The organism is Acinetobacter lwoffii, from assembly GCF_049367455.1.
GTDB classification, from domain to species: domain Bacteria; phylum Pseudomonadota; class Gammaproteobacteria; order Pseudomonadales; family Moraxellaceae; genus Acinetobacter; species Acinetobacter lwoffii_W.
This window is the reverse complement of the sequence record NZ_JBMPXW010000001.1, coordinates 1,838,741-1,861,302: the sequence shown is the minus strand read 5'-3', so window position 1 is coordinate 1,861,302 and position 22,562 is coordinate 1,838,741. Positions and strand designations below refer to the sequence as shown.

23 protein-coding genes are annotated in these 22,562 nt (G+C 41.6%); 7 read left to right on the top strand and 16 right to left on the bottom strand.

Features of this window, described 5'->3' with window-relative positions; translation table 11 throughout:
• Positions 1-53 precede the first annotated feature (53 nt).
• Positions 54-1,022: an esterase/lipase family protein gene (locus ACO1B7_RS08780; RefSeq protein WP_423090075.1), complete on the top strand. Its 969-nt coding sequence runs from the start codon at positions 54-56 to the stop codon at positions 1,020-1,022.
• Between the two features lie 522 nt (positions 1,023-1,544).
• Here ACO1B7_RS08780 and rplS read toward each other — a convergent pair.
• The 12 genes from rplS to ispH form a co-directional block, all read right to left on the bottom strand.
• Positions 1,545-1,919 (bottom strand): 50S ribosomal protein L19, encoded by a 375-nt coding sequence (gene rplS / locus ACO1B7_RS08775; RefSeq protein WP_005101283.1) that lies wholly within the window; start codon positions 1,917-1,919, stop codon positions 1,545-1,547.
• A gap of 185 nt (positions 1,920-2,104) precedes the next feature.
• Positions 2,105-2,839: a tRNA (guanosine(37)-N1)-methyltransferase TrmD gene (gene trmD / locus ACO1B7_RS08770; protein WP_423090074.1), complete on the bottom strand. Its 735-nt coding sequence runs from the start codon at positions 2,837-2,839 to the stop codon at positions 2,105-2,107.
• Positions 2,840-2,866: 27 nt separating this feature from the next.
• Positions 2,867-3,415 (bottom strand): ribosome maturation factor RimM, encoded by a 549-nt coding sequence (rimM, locus tag ACO1B7_RS08765; RefSeq protein WP_100329381.1) that lies wholly within the window; start codon positions 3,413-3,415, stop codon positions 2,867-2,869.
• Positions 3,416-3,433: 18 nt separating this feature from the next.
• Entirely contained in the window at positions 3,434-3,691 is a 258-nt protein-coding gene (gene rpsP, locus ACO1B7_RS08760; protein ID WP_298143172.1) for a 30S ribosomal protein S16, read from the bottom strand.
• 138 nt (positions 3,692-3,829) lie between these two features.
• Positions 3,830-4,315 (bottom strand): type IV pilin protein, encoded by a 486-nt coding sequence (locus ACO1B7_RS08755; RefSeq protein WP_423090073.1) that lies wholly within the window; start codon positions 4,313-4,315, stop codon positions 3,830-3,832.
• Between the two features lie 22 nt (positions 4,316-4,337).
• Entirely contained in the window at positions 4,338-4,820 is a 483-nt protein-coding gene (locus tag ACO1B7_RS08750; protein ID WP_423090072.1) for a type IV pilin protein, read from the bottom strand.
• Positions 4,821-4,829: 9 nt separating this feature from the next.
• Entirely contained in the window at positions 4,830-9,341 is a 4,512-nt protein-coding gene (locus tag ACO1B7_RS08745) for a pilus assembly protein (RefSeq protein ID WP_423090071.1), read from the bottom strand.
• Positions 9,342-9,364: 23 nt separating this feature from the next.
• Complete coding sequence (locus ACO1B7_RS08740; RefSeq protein WP_159122673.1) at positions 9,365-10,183, bottom strand: hypothetical protein; 819 nt, start codon at positions 10,181-10,183, stop codon at positions 9,365-9,367.
• Complete coding sequence (locus tag ACO1B7_RS08735; RefSeq protein WP_423090070.1) at positions 10,183-11,184, bottom strand: PilW family protein; 1,002 nt, start codon at positions 11,182-11,184, stop codon at positions 10,183-10,185. The genes ACO1B7_RS08740 and ACO1B7_RS08735 overlap by 1 nt, the downstream gene beginning before the upstream one ends.
• 2 nt (positions 11,185-11,186) lie before the next feature.
• Positions 11,187-11,699, bottom strand: coding sequence for a type IV pilus modification protein PilV (gene pilV / locus ACO1B7_RS08730; RefSeq protein WP_395521949.1), 513 nt, complete (start codon positions 11,697-11,699; stop codon positions 11,187-11,189).
• Positions 11,693-12,178 carry a pilus assembly FimT family protein gene (locus ACO1B7_RS08725; protein WP_423090069.1) on the bottom strand — a complete coding sequence of 162 codons (486 nt, stop codon included), beginning with the start codon at positions 12,176-12,178 and terminating at the stop codon, positions 11,693-11,695. Before ACO1B7_RS08725 ends, pilV begins: the two co-directional genes overlap by 7 nt.
• A gap of 159 nt (positions 12,179-12,337) precedes the next feature.
• Positions 12,338-13,288 (bottom strand): 4-hydroxy-3-methylbut-2-enyl diphosphate reductase, encoded by a 951-nt coding sequence (ispH, locus tag ACO1B7_RS08720; protein WP_423090068.1) that lies wholly within the window; start codon positions 13,286-13,288, stop codon positions 12,338-12,340.
• Positions 13,289-13,421: 133 nt separating this feature from the next.
• Here ispH and gmk point away from each other — a divergent pair, with 133 nt between their 5' ends.
• From gmk to ACO1B7_RS08705, 3 genes are all read left to right on the top strand, one after another.
• Positions 13,422-14,045 carry a guanylate kinase gene (gene gmk, locus ACO1B7_RS08715; protein ID WP_004281187.1) on the top strand — a complete coding sequence of 208 codons (624 nt, stop codon included), beginning with the start codon at positions 13,422-13,424 and terminating at the stop codon, positions 14,043-14,045.
• Between the two features lie 76 nt (positions 14,046-14,121).
• Positions 14,122-14,403, top strand: coding sequence for a DNA-directed RNA polymerase subunit omega (rpoZ, locus tag ACO1B7_RS08710; protein WP_004281186.1), 282 nt, complete (start codon positions 14,122-14,124; stop codon positions 14,401-14,403).
• A 214-nt stretch (positions 14,404-14,617) separates the two neighbouring features.
• A complete protein-coding gene (locus tag ACO1B7_RS08705; protein ID WP_423090067.1) occupies positions 14,618-16,723 on the top strand; it encodes a RelA/SpoT family protein in 2,106 nt (701 codons plus the stop codon).
• Between the two features lie 73 nt (positions 16,724-16,796).
• On the opposite strand, the gene ACO1B7_RS08700 is transcribed toward ACO1B7_RS08705, so the two are convergent.
• Positions 16,797-17,855 carry an RNA-guided endonuclease InsQ/TnpB family protein gene (locus ACO1B7_RS08700; RefSeq protein ID WP_004787095.1) on the bottom strand — a complete coding sequence of 353 codons (1,059 nt, stop codon included), beginning with the start codon at positions 17,853-17,855 and terminating at the stop codon, positions 16,797-16,799.
• 131 nt (positions 17,856-17,986) lie between these two features.
• Between ACO1B7_RS08700 and ACO1B7_RS08695 the strand changes: the two genes are divergently transcribed.
• From ACO1B7_RS08695 to bfr, 3 genes are all read left to right on the top strand, one after another.
• Complete coding sequence (locus ACO1B7_RS08695) at positions 17,987-18,370, top strand: RidA family protein (RefSeq protein ID WP_004787096.1); 384 nt, start codon at positions 17,987-17,989, stop codon at positions 18,368-18,370.
• 218 nt (positions 18,371-18,588) lie between these two features.
• The gene (locus ACO1B7_RS08690) at positions 18,589-18,783 is read left to right on the top strand and encodes a bacterioferritin-associated ferredoxin (RefSeq protein ID WP_004732422.1); all 195 of its coding nucleotides are present in this window, start codon (positions 18,589-18,591) and stop codon (positions 18,781-18,783) included.
• Positions 18,784-19,006: 223 nt separating this feature from the next.
• Entirely contained in the window at positions 19,007-19,471 is a 465-nt protein-coding gene (gene bfr, locus ACO1B7_RS08685) for a heteropolymeric bacterioferritin subunit Bfr (RefSeq protein ID WP_423090066.1), read from the top strand.
• A gap of 46 nt (positions 19,472-19,517) precedes the next feature.
• Here the strand turns inward: bfr and ACO1B7_RS08680 are convergent, their stop codons facing one another.
• The 3 genes from ACO1B7_RS08680 to ACO1B7_RS08670 all read right to left on the bottom strand — a co-directional run bounded on the left by ACO1B7_RS08680 (position 19,518) and on the right by ACO1B7_RS08670 (position 22,561).
• Positions 19,518-21,152, bottom strand: a complete 1,635-nt coding sequence (locus ACO1B7_RS08680) for a PglL family O-oligosaccharyltransferase (RefSeq protein WP_423090065.1) — start codon at positions 21,150-21,152, stop codon at positions 19,518-19,520.
• Between the two features lie 147 nt (positions 21,153-21,299).
• Entirely contained in the window at positions 21,300-22,232 is a 933-nt protein-coding gene (locus tag ACO1B7_RS08675) for an IS5 family transposase (RefSeq protein ID WP_005103080.1), read from the bottom strand.
• Positions 22,229-22,561 carry a hypothetical protein gene (locus ACO1B7_RS08670; RefSeq protein ID WP_423090064.1) on the bottom strand — a complete coding sequence of 111 codons (333 nt, stop codon included), beginning with the start codon at positions 22,559-22,561 and terminating at the stop codon, positions 22,229-22,231. Before ACO1B7_RS08670 ends, ACO1B7_RS08675 begins: the two co-directional genes overlap by 4 nt.
• Position 22,562 lies beyond the last annotated feature (1 nt).

Below are 22,562 nucleotides of genomic sequence, written 5' to 3'. Positions count from 1 at the left end.
AGGCAACCGGATGAGGATCATCCCGTTAAAACAACAAAAGTGAGGAAAATATAATGAAATTCGGAATATTAATCACCGGCCTACTGCTGGCAGGTACATGTCTCAGCACCCAGGCATCCACCCAAGCCAGTCAGGTTACAGCAAAAGCCAGTTCACAATATGCCAAGACCCAATATCCGATTGTCTTTGCACATGGTATGGCAGGCTTTATCCGGATCGGTACTGACCAGTTTGGACTGGATTACTGGTATCAGATTTTACCGGATCTGGCGCGTAATGGCGGCAATGTTTGGGCAACACGTGTCTCGCCTTTTAACTCATCGGAAATTCGTGGTGAGCAACTTTTAGAGCAAGTAAATGAAATTCTGGCCATTACCGGTGCAAAGAAAGTCAATCTGATCGGTCATTCCCATGGCGGCCCGACCATTCGTTATGTCGCAGGTGCAGGGAATGGAATAGTTGCTTCCCTGACTTCCGTCGGTGCTCCGCATAAGGGTTCCCCGGTTGCAGACCTGATCCTACAAGCAGAAGGCACACCGATACAAGGGCCTTTAGTCAGTGGCATTAACCTGGTGTCTAAGGCCATCACCTGGGCACAAGGTCTGGATCCGAACAGTTTCCCGCATGATTCTCTGGATGGTGGTCGCAGCCTGACCCTGGCAGGATCTGCGCAATTCAACCAGAAATATCCGCTGGGTATGCCGACTACCACCTGTGGTGAAGGTGCATATCAACAAAAAGGTATCTACAACTATTCATTCACAGGTGTAGGCCAAGTCACCAACCCGCTCGATCCTGATTCAGCACTCAAAGTTACAGCCCTACTCATTGATGGCGGCAAGGAAAATGATGGTCTGGTCTCCCGCTGTAGTGCCAAATTCGGTAAAACCATTCGGGATAACTACAACTGGAACCACCTGGATGAAGTGAACCAGTTACTCGGGTTAAGAAATGTCTTTGCTCCAGACCCAGTCGATGTTTATCGCCAGCATGCCAACCGCTTAAAACTGCAAGGTTTATAGAGCTACACAAGCCTCTATTCATCCAGAGGCTTTTTCTATCTTATTTTTCTCCAAATTTTTTCTTGAAATTTACTTGTTAATCATGATTAAACTGCATATAAAATATTCATCAAATATAAAAAGAACTGTGAAATAAAATAAATGCAGATACCTTCTATAGAAATCAAAAACAGATTTAAAAGAACCTGCCCCTGTTGCAAACGAAAAGTGATTAATCCTTTTCAATTTAAAAAATATGAGCCTTATTATTGTCCCTCTTGTCATCGACATATTATCGCAAATGTATGGATCAGTATTTTACTGGCTATCACACAATGTTTTATTTGCATTCAACTTTTTAATGCAGGATTCCAGTCTTGGGGATATTTTGTATTATTCCTGATGTTTATTCATAAAATTTTCTTGGATATTTTGGATGCCATGATCTTGCCTTTGCAGGAACATTTCGAATAAATCCAAATAAAAATCAGGCATAAAAAATGCGCCCAAAGGCGCATTTTTTCACTCGTATAAAACTTAAAATTAAGCTTTAGTTTTACGAGCTGGTAATTTTTCACGAATACGTGCAGCTTTACCAGACAATTCACGTAGGTAGTAAAGTTTAGCACGACGAACGTCACCACGACGTTTCACTTCGATACCAGCAACGATTGGAGAGTGAGTTTGGAATACACGCTCAACGCCAACACCGCTAGAAATTTTACGTACTGTGAACGCAGAGTTCAAACCACGGTTTTTCTTAGCAATTACAACGCCTTCGAACGCCTGTAAACGCTCACGCTCGCCTTCTTTTACTTTAACTTGAACAATAACTGTATCACCTGGTGCAAAAGCAGGGATGTCTTGTTTCAATTGTGCGTTTTCAATTACTTGAACTAAAGGATGCTTACCGCTCATGGGGTATCTCCAATATGTGCGAGTCAGAAGAGGTCTGATCATCGCTGGGTATAGAGGCTAAAGCGCATACACCCGATTATCTTTCCCTTTATGGTTGACCATCTCAACCATAAAGAGCCTATTAAAGAATACTTAAATCATTTTAAGTACTTGCTTGAAGACAGAAATGATCACTCATCAATATCTTACAAATCTTTTAGCCATTTTTTCTGCTGCTTGCTCAGTTCGACTTTTTCCACCAACTCTGGGCGGCGTTCAAGTGTACGCTGATATCGCTGCAAAAACCGCCATTTTTCAATATTGGCATGATGCCCGGACTTTAACACCTCAGGCACATCCAAACCTTCAAAATGATCTGGCTTGGTATATTGTGGGCAATCTAGCAGACCATCCACAAATGAGTCTTGCACGTGTGATTGTTCATCAGACATGGCACCCGGAAGTCTCCGGATAATACTGTCCAATAAAACCATCGCAGGAAGTTCACCACCTGACAAGACATAATCTCCAATTGACCATTCCTGATCAACATATTGCTGGATCAAACGCTCATCGACACCTTCATAACGTCCGCACAGTACGATAATTCCGTCATATTTGACAAAATCCTGTACCGCAGTTTCGTTTAAGGTCTGTCCTTGCGGTGACATATACACCACAGGAACCTGAACTGCACCCGCTTGCGTTGCAAGCTCTTTGGCATGCTGGATTGCTTTTGCCAGAGGCTCAGCCATCATCACCATACCCGGACCACCACCGAATGGACGTTCATCCACTCTTTTATAGTTGCCCGTCGCAAAATCGCGAGGATTGATGCAATGAATTTGCATCAAATCACGTTTTGCTGCGCGCCCGCTAATACCGTAGGCTGTAATCGCTTCAAACATTTCAGGAAAAAGCGTAATGACTGCAAAAAACATCGCAGACTCCCTTATTTCCAAAAAGTGTTAGTAGTCTACGCCCCAATTGACGTAAATACGACCAGCTTCAAGATCAACGCGTTGTACCACATCTTTATGCCATGGAATCATGCGCTCTTCGCCATCGATACTGTCGGCAGTTGCGCGAACCACCATCACATCATTGGCACCTGTTTCAAACAGTTCAAAAATTTGACCGAGATTCACTTCTTGATCCTCATCATTCAGACCTAACACTGTTAGACCCTTTAAATCAGACCAATAATATTCATCTACACCCGCTTGAGGCAGTTGCGATTTAGCAATCCAGACATTGGTGCCAACCAGTTGGTCTGCCCCAGTGCGATCACTCACACCTTTAAGCGAAACAACCAGGCCTTTACCATGTGGTTTCCAACGTTTTACATCGACAATTTGCCAACCTGCTTTGGTCTCAATGTACCAAGGCAGATAGTCAAATATGTTGCTCATGGGTTCTGTATTGGAATAGACCCAGAGCCACCCATTTAATCCATATGCTGAACGTAGCTGTCCAATCTGAATACGATCTTCGGGAACATTCTGTGTTGGTGTCATGGGCAATCTACTACCATATTAAACAGCAGTTGCAGCTTTTTTAGCTTGAGCAGCTAAAGAAGCAACGCGATCTGAAGGTTGAGCACCTTGAGAAACCCAGTGAGCAAAACGGTCAGCATCTAAACGAAGTTTTTCTGCTTTACCTTGAGCTGTCGGGTTGAAGAAACCGATACGTTCGATGAAACGACCGTCACGTGCATTACGGCTATCAGTCACAATGATTTGATAGAACGGACGTTTTTTAGCACCACCGCGTGCAAGACGAATAACAACCATGATAGAACCTTATAGTTTTTACGGATTATTCATGCACCGACCACCGGAACACTTCAAACCCCTTTCATAGAGGGCAATATTTTACGCGAAGTTTGCCCTGAATGAAAGATTAAAAATTGATTGGCTACAATTTTGGGTTTATTTATCTGTCCATTTGTGTGTACACGGTGTTACTGGAATCGGATCCCCATTATTATCCAAAGTTGCAACCACCACAGCACTATCATTGTCTTTATACCAACACTGCGTACCTTTAGCATTTAAAGTAATAATTCCTGTTCCAGTTTGTGTACTTGCACTAGCAGGCGTAGCAACCAGCACATAACTCGCTGGTATACCATTACTAGTATTGACCAACTGTAAACTCATCGTATATTTTTTGTTGGTACTATCAGGAAAATCTACTTTTCCTAATTTTGTAATTGTTAATCCGGCTAGACCTTGATTCGCCAATTTAAAGCTTGCAGCCTTATGAGACAACTCCATCAAATAGGCTTGTGCTTCAACACGATTGGTTCTTTTGACATAATTTTGATATGACGGATATGCAACAGCTGCCAATATTCCAATAATAGCAACAATAATCATCAATTCTATTAATGTGAATCCACGTAATTTTTGCATTTTTTAATTCCCTCAGCTTAGATTAACAACTTGAACTTGTTCTACTAAGTAAGTTGGTTGTTTCACAATTAACACCACGTGAATCTAATAAAAATGACTTAGAAGCCCTTAAAGCACCACTTTTTGTTTGGGAAGGTATTGCAATAATTCTCCATCCCTGTCCTGTAACTGATTCCTCAAGACTTTTTGACGAGTCATTGATATCCATAATGATCAGTTGATAATTATAATCAGTTGCACTACTCCCATAAGGTAGATTAATAATACCTTTTACGCCTGTATTTTGATGCTCAGGAATATAACCGGTATAACTTAAATGCTTACCTCGATATAATTCTAGACGTTCTGAAATTTTTTGTATTTCTGCTTGTGCCTCTGATTGGTAAGCCCGTGCAATATAATGTTGATAACTCGGTATCGCAATCGTTGCAAAAATAGCAACGATTACGACAACGATCATCAGCTCTATAAGCGTAAAACCTTTATTTTTATCAATAATATTCATTACACTCTCCTACCATTCAAACCAACGGGTTGGACGTATTCTACGAGCTTGCGAATATTTCTTTAATTGTTGATCAGATAAGGTTGTTTTATCCGTATCACACTTACCAATACACTTCTCACCAGCCGGTTTTAGAGGCCCAATCAATTGGGTAGTTCGTGCAGGATTGGTCAAACCACCCAATGTAGGTCCGATAATTCCCTGATAATCCGTTGTGACATAAGCAGCACAGCTACCAAAAGGCGCACAGACTCTATGAATGGTTGACAAGCCTTGAACACCTCCACCACAGTTTTGGCTTACAGTTCCTAAACTAGCTTGTGGATCATAGAGATTTATATATAAATCCCCTTGAACCAATTGCGACTCTTCAAAAGACTTCGCATGATAGGCAGTACCACTGTCACCCTTTGATTTCAGATTAAAGTACCAGCCACGGTAGCTACCCGCAGATCCCATCTGAGCTGCAGCTTCATCCACATACTTTGAATCAACCGTCTTCAATCCATTGATTGTTGTATTCGCTTTACCTAAATCACCACGGTTATATAAATTATCCTGTGTAGCTTCAGCCGAGAAAGTTCCAGTATAGCTCGCTTTTTCAATACCATTTTTAGCAGCATCATAATCTAAAATACCGTAAATTTTTTCTGGTTCAGGGCTACTTTCAAGTGGGAAACTTCGGTTTCCAGAAGCTGCCGTCACCAAAACAAATCGCTCTGATCCTTGGCCAAAAACTGCGGTGGTTAAACGATCGTAGAAACGTGGTGTATAAGTACCTTTCGCCAATGCTGCTATGCGCTGTACTCGCACCGCAATATTAGTATTTACAGAGGTTGACATCTGTGCAAGGTTATTCAAATCCACACGGAAAATTTGACCACCTAGATCAGCAAAATAGATCATATCTGCCAAGCCGTCTGAGTCATAATCACGTACAACGGGTTGAGCAACTACACTATGTTTCACGTTACTATTAACCGTTAATATTTTGCTGTTTGTACCCGTACCGGTTGTTTTCCAAATTAAAGTACCATCCGATGCATTTACCACATACAGTGCATTACCTGCACTCGATGTAGGATTAGCGTTAGCTGTTTCATAAGCACTCGCATCATAACCACCACCAAAAATCAGCACACGCTTACGCTCACCTTTCAGGCGAATTTCTGCAATGGTTGGTTTCGACCATATTTGACGCATTTCAGTGAAATCAGAATCAAATGGTGTTTTATGGAAAAGTAAATTTGGTGAAGCGGGGTTTTCAATATTCAACCCATAGATCGCGTTCCCTCCCATACGCAATCCGCCATAGATATTCAACACACTTGATTCATAGGTAGTCGTCGTATTCGGACCTGTTGTCGTGTTCTTAATTTTAAACTGATTATCAACTGCCCACGGCGCATCCACCCCATATTGCAAGCCGGCACCTACAACATTCTCTCCAATCAAGGTCTGGTATTGGTTGGTTAAAATTTCTTTAGGCACAAATACCGAAAGCTCTTTACCGGTCTCAGCATCGACAATATGTAGCCCCCCCTCCATTGAACCATATACTACATATTCAGTACGCTTACCAATCGAGTTCGTGGTGGCATCAATTTTGGCTTCTTTTGTTGCGACAATCGGTGTTGAGTGAACAACACCACCTAAGAACCGATAAGGAAGCTGTGGATTCGTTCCTGTGACTTGATTAATTTCAGTTGTAGTCAATGTCGAAGGGATGGTTGCAGGAAGTGCTACACTATGCCCCAAATAATTGAGAAGTGCATAACGTTGAGCAACTGTTATGCCCTTATCACTATCAATTAACTCTAAAGCATCAGTACCTGTCTTATCTGTTGCCAGATTATCTTTCGTAATCTTTCGCAATGAACCATCATACATTGTAAATACATTACGAGTACTGGTCGCATTACTCGGGTCAGCCGGATTTATAGATGTCGATGGAACAGGGATCTTATTCCAGGTACCACCACTTTTAATGTTAGAGTGATCATCATTTGAAAGGGCAAAAGACCATAGATCTTGTGCAGTACTATTAATTTTTTGCTCATTCCCTATTTGGGTATAAATTGCATTGCCCGAGGTATCTTTTAGTGTTCCATCAATAATCTTATATTTCTTAAGATTACCAATCCACATTAACTTTTTCTGAGTTGATGCTGCTTGACTGTCATCAAATGGTGAAATCATTGGGAAGAAACCTTCGGTCATGATTTGGGTTTGATCCAGTGGATCACGAGGCACTGAAATAGAGCCAAGACTTGTTGCAGTAAATGGCACAGAGACATCCTGTACAAACTTAATAATACTATTTTTAATATCATTTACATTTTCAGCATGATAAAAACCACCATCACCGTATTCAGAACCTCCCCAAAGACATGCATTTTTCACATCTTGATTCGGTGCTAATTCACAATTATATGTACCATCAGCATTCCTAGGTATACCATTAAATGATGCTCCAAACCCAACAACCGCTGTCTTGATCATCATGTTCGCTGGATTTAACTGGGTATTTGAAAAGTCTTTCCTATTACGTAATTTTTTTGCATAAGCACCTATATATTCCCATCCTGCTGTCTCACCCTCAAATACACTTGCTAATGTTTTCTCTGTCTTTAATCCATCAGTAGGCTTTCTGTCAAAACCATATGCACCTAAAGTACGATTAAGTATCGTTTGTGCCATACTATCTTTTGTTGAGTTGGGTGCTCCATCTGTTAGAAAATAGATTCCATTACCATCGCACTGGCTTGTTGAACCACCTGCCTCGTAATTATTACCATCTGAAGCTTTAGTATCTCGGTGAGAGTATGCAAAGCCACCATACAAATTATCTATTGGACCCACTTGCTCGGTTACAATATTCCCCCAAGGACGATTTACTGCTGACCTATATTGAACACATATACTATTTCTTTCATTTTTCCCAGAGCTGATATAATTGGTTTCCCTCATATTAAACGTTTCTTCATGCGGATTACCCTGTGCGTTTCTTGCACCCGGTAATGGGCTTGTACTCCCATCCCCTGGTGCATAACATTTTTTGTCTCTTTTCTCAGTATTTGTAGCACTTCGACTAAATGTACCTGATTTTTCACATAGAGGAGCCCAGCTACTCATAACAGAATAGCCTGCTGGACATGCTTGAAAACCTTGGGTGACCGTTGTACCAATCACACCAGATTTGATAGAAAATGGGCTACTACGATACGAAACAAGGTTACTTGCTCCTTTATTGCCCCATACTTTCCCACCAATTGGTTCAATATCCATTGGCTCATGATCAAGCTTCATCCAGCCACCATAACGCCATCCGGCTGGCAATTTTTCGTGCGTCTCCCAAAGGTTTTGCATTTTGCCAACCTTATCTTCTAATTCTTGAGCCGTAGCTGGACTCCACCCACCACTTCCATTTGGTTTGAATATTTTGATAGTATTTCCCATTCTTTTATTTGCAGAGTCATACCATTGATCATCTGATTTATTCCACTCATTATCACACGCCATGACCGTTGCACCCAATGCTGTTGGACGCTCTGGACCAAGTTCAACACACATGTAATAAACTTGTTTGGTTTTATCATCCGATTTTTGCATTACAGAATAACCATCATACAAAATCGTTGTGCTTGTGGGTAAGTTGGTGTCATGACCTGTTGTAGTACCCATCATATAGGCTGCCGCTTCTGCATATGCGTGAACCGTTGGCGTACCACTGGATGCCTTAAAAATATCTGGATAATTGGTACTCGAGAGCTTCAGGTTTGAATTCGAAGTCCCATCTTGATTAGTTGTAGTATCTACAGATACGATGTTAGCAAGCTCTCGTATCAAGGCCTCTCTATGTGCCGGCTTTAATGCAGATACCGGTCTAATAATACGCCCAGAGTGGCCATCGACTAATTTATTTGTTGTTGTACCAATTGTAAGGTTGGTTTTAGCTGAGAAATTACCTAGTCCTATTGCAACTTTATCATCAATCTTTGTCGCTGGATTTTGATCAGCTAGCAATTGAATTAATGCTTCTTTTAAACGCGATAATCTATCAAATTTTCCTGTTTCTGACTCAATCATATTACCATCTGCATCTAGCTTAGCAGTACCACATCCACGCAAGTAGTAAGAAATTGTTTGGCCGTTAACAGTCACACTCTTCTTAAAAGAAGTACGATTATAAGTTTCACTGCCTGGTCGTTTGTCTACAGCATTGTACGCCCATTGTTGAAAGATACCGCCTTCATCAACATCTATCCTCTTACACATTGGAGTTTTCGTGTCTGCATATTTCGGAGCTACATCTCCGGGACTACCTAATGTATTGTTATTAGGTAAAACTAAAGAACTAATCCCCATACTTCCTGATGTGTCTAACATTAAAAGAATCGAGGTTTTACCAGCCGTATTCGGCTTATAAATGCTTAAATCACTTGCATGTAGCGCTGTTGTTGCTGGCAAACCCATGACTGGAAGCATTGCCATCATACGAACCAATGGTTTTAATTTCATGATTATTCTCCAATTCTTCTCAGTTACAGGCCTTTAGACTCTGACAAATTCACACGATATTCTGCAAATTGCGAATTTACAGGTACACCCAATTCACTCAAACAATCTTGCACAGTTTCAACTTTCACTTGATTTACACTCAAACCATCTTTTCTATTCCTTAAGGATAGATCATCCATCAAGTGCTCTTTTAAGCATGCAGAAATATCCGTCAGACTTGCTGAAGACAATGCCGGAGCTAAAGTCGTCACAATGACACGCACACGCCGTGTTTCTGTATTTTGTGCATCTTTTAAATCGGTTGCTTGAGTAGTCAGATCAAAGCGGTTTAACTCCGCAGCTGGATCATCAGGGTTGATGACTGCAACTTGTGTAACTAATGCCTTACGACTAATTGAAAACATGGTCGCCGGATCGCAAAATGCATTGTAATTTCCAGCTTCTGCAGTAGATTTTGCTTTTTTACTTGTTGCCGAAGCACGTTCAATAATTCGAAAATCTGACAAATTAAAAAAGAAATTATTTTTTACTACTGTGCCAGACACTTCGGTTGGCTTAAAACAAAATTGTAATTCTTTACCTTCATTACCACCTAGCAAGACCTGCCCGACTGGCGTCAGGGCCATATTATGGTTATTTGCTTCACTCTCGTTAAAGTTTCGCTCTAAATGACTTAACGCAACATCTGATGTCTGCATGAGCATGGTTTGCACTTGCGCATTCGTCGCAAGTTTCAAGCTAAATAAACTGTGTCTAATCGCATATAAGCCAATCACACTAATAATGACCAATAAGATTAGAACCACGATCAGGGTTGAACCCATTTGCTTAAATTTATTCATTAATGAGACTCCCCAAAACCGCCATTTCTTAACGCAATTGACGTTGTGAAGACATGTCGCATAAATTTATCCGCTGGTGAGCTAATGCTTCGATCTAAGACTTGATAAGTTTTCGATTCAATATTCGGTATTGTTTCACTTGATCTCACAAGCCACCCCAAATTAATACCAATGACTGAGGCACGTGGTGTAGTTGATGAATTCGTGAGATTTTCATATTCATTTAAACCTATGGTTGCAATCATATCCTCTTTAGTTGGATCGCTATTTTTTTGTTTTACAATAAGTTGGACTCTCATATAATCGACATTCGTAGCAACCATCTCCCCATCATTAGTAACAAAATCTTTTGTTAACACTTCCGGTGCTGAAAAGGGAGATACTACTGTTTCCCCTGAAGCCAAAAACATTGCATCCGAGCAATAAAGATCTGCAGAACCTGTAGTGGTGTTTTGTTTTAAATAATACCTTTCGATCACATACCAGCCCTTCTGCATAGACAACGTCCCGGTTACAGTATCCAACGTTTGAATAGGCCCTTTTGCTTGTGTCCCTGTACAGGTCATCATATCGACCGGTGCTTGGTAAACGATGACCAACTGATCACTTTTCAGTGTTCCAAATCCACTGGTATGTGCTTCATTTTGTGATAACGCATTAGCGCTTGTAATTTCACTTGAACCAATTTTTAGATTGTGTAAATTCCCTTTTTTCGTATCGGCATTGGTACTTTCATGCGGTTTTTGAGCTGAAAGTACCACCCCACCATAATGTGTTTCATCATTAATCAAACCACCATTCCCGTGGTTAGCCAGTCGAATATTTTTAACAATGGCATTCAAACTAAATACACCGCTATCTTGAATTGTCGATGCAGCCTGTTGAATACGATAATTAACTTGCCCACTAATAAATAATTGCACGGCTACAGCTACTAAAATCAAACCCAATGTTATGGAAATTAATAACTCGACTAAGGTAAAACCATACTCTCTATTCATTATTAGTAAGCCTCCAAAACCAAACAATCTGCATCATCAAGATACCGACCATTTGCATTGATACATCCAACACTGCTCCCTGTAGCTGCCAGTGTTGGTGTCGTTTCATTCCATGCTGCAACAATACACATACGCGACTGCTTTGATGATGTATTTGGACAACCAATAACCCCCAAAGAAATACTCTTGGTTTTAGCTAACGTGTTATAGGTATATAAGTCTGCTAGAGCTTGATCTGATGCAATACAATCTTTTGTTGCAACACAAGAAGGTAGGGCTGTTGGCATTGCACCAGCATATGCACTACTCGGATTAATCCGCATTTTTTCAGCCAAACCATTTAGCATAATCAATGCATCGGAGCGCTTAATCGCTTCCTCCGTTGCAACAGTCGCGCGAACTTGCAAAGCTACAAATCCTAAAATAGCAATCGATAAAATCACGATCGAAACCAAGACTTCCATCATACCCACGCCTTTTTGAGCCTTTAAAAAGCCTTTATTATTGTTTAGCATGCGCTTCCATCCTCTATTTTAATCGTACCCGGAATATATGCCTTAATCGTGTAAGATCGATTTCCACCGCACAACTTAATACTTTTAACCGTTGTTTTCCCACGCGCATCAAATAAAAAGACATCATCCTTAATTACACTATCAATAGTGATATCATCTGATTTTTCAACAATAAAAATATTTGATTTCTTTAAAGAAGCACTCATGGTGGTGTAATGACTGAGATTCCCCCCACAAGTTGCCTCCGTTACTGCTGTATTACTATTATTTTTATTGACGCATACAACTGTTGGAGACCGAGACAACAAGGCCTGACTTCTGGCATTTTCCAAATTAGACTTTAATTCAATCGCCACTCGCTTAAGCTTACTATTTGCCAGTGTTTGACCAAACGAAGGCACAGCAATCATCGCAATAATCGCCAACACCGCAATCGTCACCATCAGCTCAATTAAGGTAAATCCTTTTTCTTTCTGCATGCTGCCCCCAAACTAAAACTTTAACCCAGTTAAAATAATACATATTAAAGTTACAAAACCTACACAATTAGAGATAAATGGCATAAAAAAACAGATAACTGCAAAAAGCAGTTATCTGTTTTAAAAAAACTATAAATCAGGTGATAAGTGCGTCACATCTTAAGCTTGAGTGACTGGAATACGCAATTCTTTCGGTAAGCTAAAAGTAATATTCTCTTCTCTTCCATCTAATTCGTGCGGTGCCTGCGCACCCCAGTCCTGTAACCGCTGAATGACCTGCTTAATCAGAATTTCCGGTGCTGACGCGCCTGCTGTTACCCCAATCTGGATATTTTCTGCAAACCATTCCTGCTTAAGCTCATCGGCATTATCGACTAGGTAAGCGGCCTTACCCATACGTTCCGCCAGCTCACGTAGGCGGTTTGAATTAGACGAGTTTGGAGAACCTACTACAAGAACCACATCACAACGTTCAGCCAGATCGCGCACTGCATCCTGACGGTTTTGTGTGGCGTAGCAAATATCATCTTTACGTGGACCCTGAATCAGCGGAAACTTCTGGCGCAGAGCATCAATCACTTTCGCTGTATCGTCAATTGATAAAGTGGTTTGCGTGACAAAAGCCACTTTTTCAGGATTGCGTATCGTTAAAGCGGCGACATCTTCTTCATCTTCAACCAGATAAATCTCACCGCCATTTTTTTTGTCATATTGCCCCATGGTGCCTTCAACTTCGGGATGGCCCTCATGACCAATCAGGATCGCTTCCACACCTTCACGGGCATATTTGGTCACTTCAATGTGCACCTTAGTCACCAAGGGACAAGTCGCATCAAAAACTTTCAAACCACGATGTTCAGCTTCTTGTTGTACTGCTTTAGAAACACCATGCGCGCTAAAAATCACGATATTATCGTCAGGTACCTCATCGAGTTCATCGACAAAAATCGCACCACGCTGACGCAAGTCATCGACCACAAATTTATTATGCACCACTTCATGCCGCACATAAATCGGTGGATTAAAGCATTCTAGGGCACGGTTCACGATCGCAATGGCACGATCTACACCAGCACAAAAACCACGTGGGTTGGCTAAAACAATTTCCATAGAATCCTCAATACTCACACCATTTTTAGCGGTTCAATTGAAATAAATGTAAACAATCGACTGACAACTATTTAGTTTAAAGCCGCTCTACTCTAAAATAGAGAAGATATTTTATCATATCAGGAAAAATATCATGTCGGGTCTCTTGTTTGTCGTTTCTGCAGCGTCTGGAACAGGCAAAACATCCCTTGTTAAAGCCCTACTTGAGCGTGTCAACAATCTTCACGTTTCTGTGTCACACACTACACGCGGTCAACGACCTGGCGAACTCGATGGCGTACACTATCATTTCTCCAATAAAGAAGATTTTTTAAATCTGGTCAATGAAGGTGGTTTTATCGAATACGCAGAGGTATTTGGTAATTACTACGGTACTGCGCAAGCCACAGTCAAAGAGCAACTGGCCAAAGGTCATGATGTACTACTGGAAATTGACTGGCAAGGTGCGCAACAAGTTCGTCGACTTTTTCCTGAATCTAAACAAATTTTTATCTTGCCACCAAGCCAGTTCGACTTGCGTGAACGCCTGTCTAACCGTGGTACTGACGCAGTTGATGTGATTGAGCATCGTCTGAGCTGCGCGGTAGAAGATATGCAACAATATAGCAACTTTGACTATATCATCATTAATGATGACTTTAATAAGGCGCTGCATGACCTGGAAGCGGTGATTATCGCCAATCGTCTGGTCTTGTCTCAGCAAGCCAACCGTCATGAAAAACTAATTCAGAAACTGATTACGCCGACTGAGCAGTGATTAAAACTTGAGTCTATAGACAAAGCCTTTTATACTGTGCAGTCTGTTAAAATTTATTATTCAAACGAGAATTCTTATGGCACGCGTCACCGTTGAAGATTGTTTAGACCATGTAGACAACCGCTTTGAGCTTGTACTAGTGGCAAGCAAGCGCGCGCGTCAATTGGCACGTCAAGGTATTGAACCAACTGTAGAATGGGACAATGACAAACCGACTGTTGTTGCTTTACGTGAAATCGCTTCAGGTCATGTATCAAAAGACATTTTGAAACAACGTGATCAAGACTATCAAACATCAAGCTTGGATCTTGCACTTTCTGCAAATAATCTAAACTTAGACGGTTTTTCTTTCCAATAAGAGATCGTCACTCAAAAAGCCTAGTTCTAAACTAGGCTTTTTTTGTTATGTGACTTTTATATTTATGCCAGAACGGTTATAACATAAGGGTTAGCTATCAAGTTTGTATTGGTTTTCTGCTCGCTAGCAGCCAAAAACCATCAAACCAGGAAATTCACATTTCTAAAGCGCTTTCACGTTTTATTTGTAAAAAATTCAGTTGAAAAGGTGTTTTATGCCAGGCCCACAGGTCAGTCAAGCCAAGCAGCAGTTAGAGATCATTATCGATGCGTATTTAAGTGAAAGCGATGTCGAACGTGTGCTTGCGGCCTGTGATTATGCAGATATGGCGCATGATGGGATTGTGCGCAAAAGTGGTGAACCTTATATTCTGCATCCGATTGCGGTTAGTTGCATTTTGGCGCATATGCGTCTGGATACTGAAACCTTAATGGCGGCCCTGCTGCATGACGTGATTGAAGATACTGAGTTCAGTAAAGATGATATTGCTGAAAAATTCGGCAATACAGTCGCAGAACTGGTCGATGGCGTGACCAAACTGAGTCATTCCAGCGATAAAGAATATAATAAAGCCGCTTCATTTCGGAAAATTCTGCAAGCGACTCTACAAGATCCACGTGTCATTATTGTGAAACTGGCCGACCGCTATCACAACATGACCACTTTGGATGCACTACGTCCGGACAAACGTGCGCGTATTGCCCGCGAAACCTTTGAAATTTTTGTGCCAATGGCACGTATTGTCGGCATGAATGAAATGGCCGACAATCTGGAACATTTGTGCTATCAGAATCTTGATCTGGATATGTACAATAACGTTCAGACCGCACTACAGGAAACCAAGCCGAAACGCTGTGAATATCAGGCCAAATGGGAAAAGAACTTGACTGAACTGCTGCAACAGCATGCCATTCAAGGCCGGATCAAAAAGAAAAACAACAATATTGAGCTACTGCGCCACTTCGTCAAAAATGATATCGACCTGCAAGAGCTGACGCATAGCCATGCTTTTGAGATTATTTTACAGAGCATCGCGGACTGTGACCGACTGGCAGAAATTCTGACCCAAAGCTTTAAAATCCAGAGTTATGAAGATCATATCCGCCGTCCATTACCGGGAGGCAACCAGTCCTTGATGATGCGCTTGAAAGGCGAAGAGACGACCCTGTCGCTCACCATTCAAACCGAACTGATGCGTAAAGCAGCACGTTTTGGCGTCGTACTCGGTGAAAGTGCCCCGCAAGCCTGCCGCTCTGCGATTCAGGCATCAATGCAGAATCTGAATGTACTGGTGGATGGCGAATGTGCCAAAACCACATTCAGTGAATTACTGGACTATTTACATCAGGAAAAAATCTGGGTCTATACCCCGCACGGCCATTTACATGAATTGCCGCAAGGCGCCACGGCGGTCGACTTTGCTTATGCCGCGAGTTTATTCCTAGGCAACCATGCCGTTGGTGCAAAAATTAATAATGAAACTAAACCACTGTCGACTCCTTTAGTCAGTGGTCAGGTAGTCGAGATCATTACTGATGTCCTTGCCACCCCGAATCCGGATTGGCTCAGTTTTATTAATACCCAGAAAGCCCGTCGTGCTATTCAGAATATTCTGCGCGATCAAGATCCAGATGAGCAACGTCTGGTCGGACAACAGGCACTTAATCGTGCACTGAAACTCTTCCATCGTTCTATTCGCGATCTCACTGAAGCAGACTGGAAAAACCTCTTGGAATGGCGCCATGTTTCCAGTAAAGAACAGCTCTTTGAACAGATTGCAGTCGGTGATTTATTACCACAACTGGTGGCCAATCATTTATTCGCCCAAGACCAGCATCAAAACATTGCCAGCTCAGGGCGCCTGATTCAGGGCACTGAAGGTGTGGATGTCAAATATGCGCATTGCTGTAATCCGGTGCTGGGCGATCCGATTCAGGGTCATTTGACTCGTCGTGGCCTGATTGTGCACCGTTCACGCTGTCATAACCTGCTACACGAACAGCATCAGCACCCTGAAAATATCATGCCCTTGCAGTGGACTGCCGACGATCTGGACGATATCAGCTTTAGCGCCTATCTCAGCATTGATCTGGCCATGGATGATGAGCAGATTTCCGACCTGATTTATCAATGTCGTAAAGCACATTCGGGGGTAGAGATGGTGCGCACCCAAGATGAGCAGACCTATGTCAATATCGTGGTGCATAACCGCAAACAGATTGCCCAGATCATCCGGGACCTGCGTATGTATTTCGGTTTTCCAAGAATTACCCGTCTGACCCGGCCCGTCATTCTGAGCGAAGCATCTAAAGCGAGTTAATCATTTAAAACGATAATGCTGTTGTCTGCTGGATTGATCGAATATGATGTATGTTGATGTTGACATCCTCCAGCTAAAGCAAGCGGATTCCTACTGCTAGACGCTCATGCCCAAGCGCAAGTATGTTCTTAGCGGAATTTAAATCACGATGATTTATACTTCCACACTCACATTCCCATACTCTTATTCGCAAATCTGTTCTACCTTTGGGACTGCTAGAGGTGATTTCACCGCAGCACGAACAGATTTGGGTTGTGAATTTCTCACTGACTTCCTCAAACAATACCCCTGCGTTCTCGCATTTATACTTGAGCATTGTTTTCAGTGCTGAAAATCCTGTGTCCAAAACAGATTTCGCCATCTTGGTTTTTACAAGTTTGCTCGCACTTAAGTCACCTACAACAATCAGTGCATTTTCTTTCACAAGCAGAGTGCTTGCTTTATGCAAATGGTCTTTACGACAATTGGCAATTTTAGCGTGTAATGCACGTACACGTTTTTTATTTCTTGCTCTTTGAGCAATCCCTAATTTCTGCTCGTAATTACGGTAAAACTTAGGATTTGAAATTACAGTACCATCTGAGCAGGTGGCAACGTCTTTTAGACCAAGATCAATACCAATCGCTTTAGTTGCCGTTGGTTTGTCTTGTTTAGGTGAGTCCACAACAAGACACACATACCAGCGCCCACGACTATCCTCAACGAATGAGCCTGTTCTCACGCTGTATTTACTTATGCCGTAGCTATCCCATAGCTTAAATTTCTGCTTGCCGTATTGCACATATCCATCAGCATATTTAATCGCTACTTTTTTAAATGGTATCCAACCAAGCGAACGTCTTGCTGACTTCTTGTTACTCACACGCCATTTCAGCTTTGCTTTCTTGTGTTGTCTTCTTTTATCAACATATTCTTCTGTTATCCCTTGCACTGTTTGACTATGCAAACCACACAATTTTGAAGTTCCTTTTGTGTATTGAGTCATATCAAATGCTGAGAAAAAGTCACCTGTTCTTTTCAGGTGTTTGAAACTCAAATCATTCACATAATTCCAAACAAAGTTCACCTCAGATGCTAATTGGTCTAGCACCTTGCAATGTTTGTCTTTTATGCGTAATTTAAGTGTTTTCATGAGCTTATTTTAGATCATGTTAAATTAAAGGTGTTGATTTTAAAAAATTCAACGACATTTTATGTCGTATCGCTTATATCTCTGCCCTGAAGGACAGAGTTTTACGCTCCATTTGATAAAAGGAGAAATTAATGTTCCGCCAAGTAATCCATACTGAAAATGCCCCTGCTGCCATTGGCACCTATTCGCAAGCCATTCTTGTGGGCGATACCCTGTATCTATCTGGTCAAATAGGTTTAGATCCATACAGCATGGAACTGGTTGAAGGCATTGAAGCACAGATTCGCCGTGTATTCGATAATTTAAAAGCCGTCTGCGAAGCGGCCGGTGGCTCTCTGGCAGACATCGCCAAACTGAATATTTATCTGACTGATTTATCGCACTTCCAGCTGGTGAATCAGATTATGGGTGAATATTTTGCCCAGCCTTATCCAGCACGTGCAGCACTCGGTGTTGCCAGCCTACCGAAAGATGCTCTGGTCGAGATGGATGGCGTTGTCATCATTCAGCAATAATTTTTAAAATTTATGTAACACCTAAGCTTCTATATTTCGTTTGCAATCATGAATCACTCAAGCAAAAACCCGAGCAATAATCGGATTTTTGCTTGAGTGATATTTTTTTATCTAAATCACCAATCACAATAAAAGCTATTTCAAATGATTTTTATTGACAAACGATAACAATTATCAATAATATTACTTATCTTATTTAAACACTGTGGTTGTGTCCTATGTACGTTTGTTTATGCCGTGGCATTACAGATCAAGACATTAAAGATGCTATTGCAAATGGCGCTGAAACGTATCGTGATGTGCGCGATATCTTGGACTTGGGAACCTGCTGTGGCCGCTGTGCACCAGAAGCCCGTATGATCATCAGTGATGAAGTTTCACAAATTGCAGCCCGTCTGGCTGTGGCCGCCTAAACCGAATAAAGATAATCATAAATCAATGATCTCAGATCATTCCTCCTCCCCCGCCCCCGACTCTGGCGGGTTTTTATTGCCATTGATCTAAGCCTGGATCGATTTGATTGCGATTTTCATTTGCTGTTCTATAAATTACTCGCCATTGCCCCCTGACTTGCTTTACTATCATCCCTAGAGTGCTTTCTTAGAAAGATAAAACAGGTTCAAATGGAGTTATGTGATGAAAGGCAATCGTGATGTGATTAATCAGCTCAATCAGGTGTTGTATCACCACCTAACTGCAATTAACCAGTATTTCCTGCATTCACGCATGTTTAATGACTGGGGCATTGAGAAACTGGGCTCGGCAGAATATAAAGAATCGATTGTGCAGATGAAGCATGCCGACAAAATTATTGAACGGATTTTATTTTTAGAAGGTCTGCCGAATCTGCAACATCTGGGCAAACTGTATATCGGCCAGCATACTCAAGAAGTGCTGTATTGTGATGTACGTAAAGTTAAAGAAAACATTGAGACCATTCAGAAAGCTGTGGCACTGGCTGAAACGGAAATGGATTATGTAACTCGCGATCTAGTACAGGAAATTCTGGAAAAAGAAGAAGATTATCTGGACTGGACGACGACTCAAATCGACCTGATTGAAAGTGTGGGTATCGAAAACTATATCCAAAGCCAGCTCTAAAACTATAATTAAATTACAAAGCCAGCATCTGCTGGCTTTTTTGTATTTAGCGTGGCATATCCCGAGTCACCTCTGCATAGCTCAGTTCAGTTTTCTGAATCGTATTTAAACGCTGCAGTTGATGCTGTGCTTCATCGACATAGCCGTTATATGCCAATAAACGAATATATTTTAAAAAGTTGTATTTGGTTGGATAGCTCACCACCAACTTTTCATATTGATGAATTTCATCTTCGCTCATCTTGCGATAAGGATTGACCCGGATCCAGTCAATCCGGTGATTAAACTCGGTCAGCAGATAGATCGGCTTTTCATTGGTGATGTGCTCAGGCTGTATTTCATAGCGAATACTTTGTCCAAGTTTTGGCACCGCAACATCATAGTCGCGATAAATCACAACCAATAAAAGCAATCCGACAGCAAAAATGAATTTCATGCCGATTGATGGCATAAGTATTATTTTAATTTTTGGATTTTGTGCCAGAACCGTACCCAGAATAAAACCGACTGGCAACAGGAAATAGGCATAATGCTGCGGAAACTCAAACATGGCATGCGTGACAAATGCACCAATCATTAAGATCCCGATGACAGACTCTGATGTGTTAACCCATCTTTGCAACTGATAGCCCAAATAACCGAAATAGGCCAGAAATGGCAGACCGACAATCAGTCCATTCCAGAGTAAAAAATCCAGAATAAAATTATGTGCACTGCGAATCCAGACTGGGCCTTGCACGGTATCGCTAATCGAGACAAAAGCCACACTGGTCTGATACCAGCCATAACCAAACCATGGTTGTGCCTGAATGGCAGCCAGCATTTGTTGCCAGATCGCGAGGCGCGACATATCTCCGGTGGCACGCGATACCACATCCCTGCTTTGTACGACGTCCGTATCCATCGCTTGGGCAGCGAGCTGACTGAGTAATGGAAAAGCCACAATACAGGAAATAAAGAAGACGAACCAAGCTGTGCTGTAGTACCATTTCAGGCGAATAATACCTTTATAGTGATAGAATCCTAAATACAACATGATCGTGATGGCAGCGACCCAAGCAGTACGTGACTGACTTAAAGCCACTCCCATAACAATTACTGCAGCGCAAGTAAACAACCATTTGGTCTGGATTTTTTTCTTTTCATAGAGGTACAGGCAGCTCATCAATGCCATGACCAAAAAAGTTGCCATATTATTCGGCTGTGCAAAGTTAGCATAAGGCCGTTGAGTACCACTGATATTCACCATGCCTGGCAAAGTTGCATCCAGATTGGTCCATTGGCAAATTGCGATCATGCCTGTGACTGTACCTGATGCTAGAAACACATAGCTCAGATTAGTGAAGGTTTCTTCTCGATTATAGTTTCCGGTTGAAAAATGATAACCCAGCACACTTGCCAGCCAAAAGCTAAAAATGAAAATAAAGCCCATCATCGCGATACTAAAGAAAAACACCTGCCCTGCCAACAAATGTACAAGCGGCACACAGGTGAGTAGTAATAATGGCAGACTTACTACAGGCAATTTTAGTTTTTCTTTTAGACAGATTGCAGCGAGTGCAAATAATGCAAAAAAAGCATACAGCTCGCCCGTGTAGGTTACCCAAGGGCGGTAATGAATAGGCATGAGCCATGCGAGGGAGATGAGAATTGCTGCGATGAGGGCAAGCGTGAATTTCATGGAAATATCAGGCAGTGGAGATTGGGCACATGATAAAACAAAAATTATGTCTTCTGGTAATTAGATCTTACTTTATAAAATCTTCAATTCTGATTGGCTTTGTTGCATAAAGGTTTGAAAGGCTGAGTTCCCTTAAGCTACTCAAATTTAAGAGACAACTTGGGTATGAGGGCGACCTAATTCTGTGAATTTATTCAAGACTGCCATGCGTGCATGGATCTCATTCACCTGACTTGGAAAACTCCGCGCTGTTAATTTATCGCCTAATAATTTGATGCAATGCATCTTGGTTTCAACCAAACTTCGACGGTGATAACCAGACCACTTTTTCCAAAGCGATCTGCCTAGCCGTTTGACTGTCTTTAATAATTCGTTCCGCTCTATAGACCTCGCTTGCTGATCCTTCCAAGGCTTTGCATTCTTTCTAGGTGGAATGATCGCATGTGCATCTCGATCTAAAATGACTTGTCGGCAGTGCTTTGTGTCATAAGCACCATCTGTATAAACAGAATCAATTGGTTCATCCAAGGGAATTTGAGCAAGTAAATCTTCGAGTACTTGAGAATCACTGACATTATTTGTGGTGAGTTGTACTGCACGTATTTGCAGGGTTTTAGCATCTATAGCAATGTGAAGCTTACGCCATTGGCGACGATATTCAGCCCCATGTTTCTTGCGTTTCCATTCACCTTCACCAAGAAACTTCAAACCAGTAGAGTCTACGAGTAGATGCAGTCCATCACTACTTTTTTGATAGCTAATCGCAATATCAATATGCTTTTGTCTACGACAAAGGGTGGAATAATCCGGAGCTGTCCAATCTAATCCAGAGAGTTTAATCAGACTTTGAACAAAACCTGTGACCATACGTAAAGAGAGTCGGAATAGTAATTTGATCATTAAGCAGCATTGAATCGCTGTATCGGAGTAGGTTTGATTTCGACCTTGCTTGCCTTGTGATTGTGCATACCACTGAGTCTTTGGATCAAACCAAATGGAAATATTACCTCGGTTAATTAAGGCTCGGTTATAGGATGACCAATTGGTTGTACGGTAGATTTTAGAGGCAGGCTTATTCATTTTGAAATTATATTGCTGAATAAGCTTTTGATGCTAGGTTTGTGCAACAAAGCCACTTTAAACGGGAAAGCATTTCCTGCCAACCACTCATCTGCTTGTGGTACAAAAGTAAGCAAAGACACAGGACGACCTGTAGGACCAGCAGTACCATTACTGACAAACTTTTGGATATTGTCCCAATGGTGCATATCCCCATATTGATTTATTTGCCCTAGATTAGGTAAATCATCAAAGATAAAGCCCCCTTTTAAACCAGGGGAATAGACCAACACAGTCAAGATGAGAATAAGAAATAGACAAATAATAGGTGATAAACGATTCTTTAACATC